Origin of the sequence: Actinoplanes sp. NPDC051633, assembly GCF_040681735.1 — a bacterium.
GTDB lineage: Bacteria > Actinomycetota > Actinomycetes > Mycobacteriales > Micromonosporaceae > Actinoplanes.
In genome coordinates, this window is sequence record NZ_JBFAZH010000937.1 from 1 (window position 1) to 3,102 (window position 3,102).

Sequence of the window (3,102 nt, forward strand, 5' to 3'; positions counted from 1 at the left end):
CCCCGCCGCTCTTCCGCTCTGGGGTGTTCTGCACCGTGGCCGCGGCGCCGGGCCCGACCTGGCAGACGTGGCCGGCCGAGCTGCGCCGGCCGGACACCCCGGCGGTGGCCGCGTGCCGCGCCGACCCGCGGGTCGGCTTCCACGTCTGGGTGCAGCAGCTGGTGAACGAGCAGCTCGACGCGGCCAACCGGGCGGCGGCCGGGATGCCCGTCGGCATCGTGCACGACCTGGCGGTGGGCATCGACCCGACCGGCGCCGACGGCTGGCTGCTGCAGGACGTGCTGGCCCAGGGAGTGCACGCCGGGGCGCCGCCGGACGCGTTCAACCAGCTCGGGCAGGACTGGGGGCTGGCGGCGTGGCGGCCGGACCGGCTGATCGAGACCGGCTACGCGGCGTACCGGGACATGCTGCGGCGGATCTTCCGGCACACCAGTGGGCTGCGCGTCGACCACATCCTCGGGCTGTGGCGTCTGTGGTGGGTGCCGCCGGGCATGGGCGCGGTCGAGGGCACGTACGTGCACTACGACCCGGAGGCGATGCTCGGCATCCTCGCGCTGGAGGCGCACCGGGCCGGCGCGGTGGTGATCGGCGAGGACCTCGGGACGGTGCTGCCCGTGGTGACCGAGAGCCTCCAGCGGATGAACATCCTCGGGTCGGCGGTGCTGTGGTTCACCCGCGACGACGACGATCCCGACGGGGGTTACCTGCCGGCCGCACGCTATCCGCGCAACGCCCTGGCCAGCATCTCCACCCACGACCTGCCGACCGCCGCCGGCTTCCTGGCGGGCGAGCAGGTCCGGGTACGCGCGGAGCTGGGCCAGCTCGCCGGCAGCGTCGAGGACGAGCGCCGCACCGCCGACGCCGACCGGGCGCAGCTGCTGACCGCGCTGCGCGAGGAGGGACTGATCACCGCGGACAGCACCGACGACGAGATCGTGGTCGCGATGCACGAGTTCCTCGCGCGCACCCCCTGCCGGTTCGTCACCGCGTCGCTCTACGACGTGCTGGGGGTGCTGGACCAGCCGAACCTGCCCGGCACCACGGACGAATATCCCAACTGGCGGATGCCGCTGCCCACTAGCCTGGAGCAGATCGTGGTTGATCCACGCGTACGGCGGATCGCCGCCGTGTTGAGCGCACGGAAGGGGACGGCCGCATGAGCTTCCTGGACAAGGCGAAGGAGTTCGCCGACAAGCACGACAAGCAGGTCGACCAGGTGCTGGAGAAGGTCGGCGACGAGGTCGACAAGCGCACCGGGCACAAGTACAGCTCGCACATCGACCGCGGCGTCGACGAGGCGCAGAAGCGCACCGGCGACGGCGACACGGTCGCCTGAGCCGCGGCCGGCTCAGATCGACAGCGGCGGGGGCGGCGCGTCCTCGTCGACGGCGAACAGCATCGGGTGCACCGCGGGCTGCGGCGTACGCTCCCGGCACCGGCTCGGCGGCAGCAGCGACGAGCGGTGCTGCGGGTGCTCGGCGCAGTGGCGCAGCGCCCGGGTGATCGCGTCCGGGTGGTGTCGCCCGCCGCCGTACTCGCCGCACCGGCCGCAGTCCCATCGCCAGTAGGCGGGACCCTCGTCCGAGTCGTGCCGGCGGATCCGCAGCGCCGGTCGGGATCGGCTGTGCTGCGCGGCCGCGGCGGCCAGGATCTCGGCCATCTCCTCGGCCGGCGGCGGCCCGGCCGGGCGGCCTGCCGAGTAACCTGCCGGACGCTCCGCCCGGTCACCGATGAACTCGGCCAGCACGCTGCTGGAGCCCGACACGGCGCATCCCCTTCCCGCCCGTCCACCTCGGACGGGTCTCGTGCCGCCAGTGTGGCCGCACCGATCGCGTGACATGACCGTTTTCGCCAGAAAGCGACGGCGCATTCACGCTCATGGGTCACGCCGGTCGCGGACCGCGTCGCCGGTGCTACGTTGGATGCGCGGAGGTGGCCGGCGTGAGCGAGGACTTCACCCATTCGGCTTTCCTCTACGACTCCCTCGAGGCCTATGTGGGCTTCCTCGTGCCGTTCATCTGCGAGGGCCTGGAGCGCGACGAGGCGGTGGCGATGGTCGCGCCGGCCGCGCACATCAAGCCGGTTCGCGAGCAGCTCGGCACCGACGCCGCCGCGGTCCGCTTCCGGGCCGGTGAGGAGTGGGAGGTCCGTCCCATCCGGACCATCGGCGTCTGGGCGCAGGTGCTGCGCACCACGTCCGCGGCCGGCCGGCCGTCCACCCGGATCATCCACGAGATCAACGCCGAGGATCAAACCCCGTCATGGGTACGCGCGGAGTCCGCGATCAACGCCGCCCTCGCCGGCCAGAACGCGCACCTGCTCTGCCCGCAGCGCAAGGGCACCCGGGTGGACGCCGCCCGGCGTACCCACAAGATCTTCTTCGATCGTGGCTGGCACGTCAGTGACGACTACGAGGATCCGGCCGTCCTGCTCGGCGAGGTGCCGGAGCCGGTCTTCCCGGCGCCGGGCGACCCGATCGTGGCGGCGCCGCTGGGCGACTCGGTGGCCGACCTGCGAGCGCACCTGCGCAACCGGGCGACGGCCGAGCGGTGGCTGCCGCCGGACCGGATCGAGGTGCTGGTGCTGGCGTTGAGCGAGCTGGGCAGCAACAGCATCCGCCACGGCGGCGCCGACCGGGAGCTGCGGGTGTGGCTGAGCCCGGAAGCGGTGGTGTGCGAGGTGATCGACGACGGCCCGCAGCCGCCCGGTCCGCTGGCCGGCTATCTGCCCCCGGTCCCGGGCGTGGTGGGCGGCATGGGTCTGTGGCTGGTGGGCCAGATCTGCGACGCCCTGTCGGTGCACACGGAGAAGGGCGTCACGCACGCGCGTTTCGCCCTCTACCGCTGACGACCCGTCAGCTCGCGCCGGGATAACCGGATGCGCGGCGAAATGGCCCGCGTTAACGTCGCGCGATGGTCACAGCCACGCAGCGCGGCGAGTTCGATCGGTCGGGCCTGCTGCGGCTGCCGGGCGCTGTGCCGGCGTCCGGTGTCGCCTCGATGCGGGACCGTCTATGGGCCTTTCTCACGGCCGAGCACGGGATGTCGCCCGACCGGCCCTCGACATGGGCGGCCGGTCCGGTGCGACGGATGCAGGCGCTGC

General features: G+C 73.0%; 5 protein-coding genes. 4 read left to right on the forward strand and 1 reads right to left on the reverse strand.

Annotation, left to right across the window (positions count from 1 at the left end; translation table 11 throughout):
• Both AB0M20_RS34780 and AB0M20_RS34785 read left to right on the forward strand, forming a co-directional pair.
• On the forward strand, nucleotides 1-1,160 hold a 1,160-nt coding region (locus AB0M20_RS34780), incomplete at its 5' end, for a 4-alpha-glucanotransferase (protein ID WP_364304645.1).
• Complete coding sequence (locus AB0M20_RS34785) at nucleotides 1,157-1,336, forward strand: antitoxin (protein ID WP_364304647.1); 180 nt, start codon at nucleotides 1,157-1,159, stop codon at nucleotides 1,334-1,336. The genes AB0M20_RS34780 and AB0M20_RS34785, both read left to right, overlap by 4 nt.
• Before the next feature lie 12 nt (nucleotides 1,337-1,348).
• On the opposite strand, the gene AB0M20_RS34790 is transcribed toward AB0M20_RS34785, so the two are convergent.
• Nucleotides 1,349-1,765 (reverse strand): hypothetical protein, encoded by a 417-nt coding sequence (locus AB0M20_RS34790; protein WP_364304649.1) that lies wholly within the window; start codon nucleotides 1,763-1,765, stop codon nucleotides 1,349-1,351.
• 176 nt (nucleotides 1,766-1,941) lie between these two features.
• Between AB0M20_RS34790 and AB0M20_RS34795 the strand changes: the two genes are divergently transcribed.
• Together AB0M20_RS34795 and AB0M20_RS34800 are read left to right on the forward strand one after the other, a co-directional pair.
• Nucleotides 1,942-2,847, forward strand: a complete 906-nt coding sequence (locus AB0M20_RS34795) for an MEDS domain-containing protein (protein ID WP_364304651.1) — start codon at nucleotides 1,942-1,944, stop codon at nucleotides 2,845-2,847.
• A 65-nt stretch (nucleotides 2,848-2,912) separates the two neighbouring features.
• Nucleotides 2,913-3,102: hypothetical protein (locus AB0M20_RS34800; protein WP_364304653.1), on the forward strand; the 190-nt coding region annotated here is incomplete at its 3' end.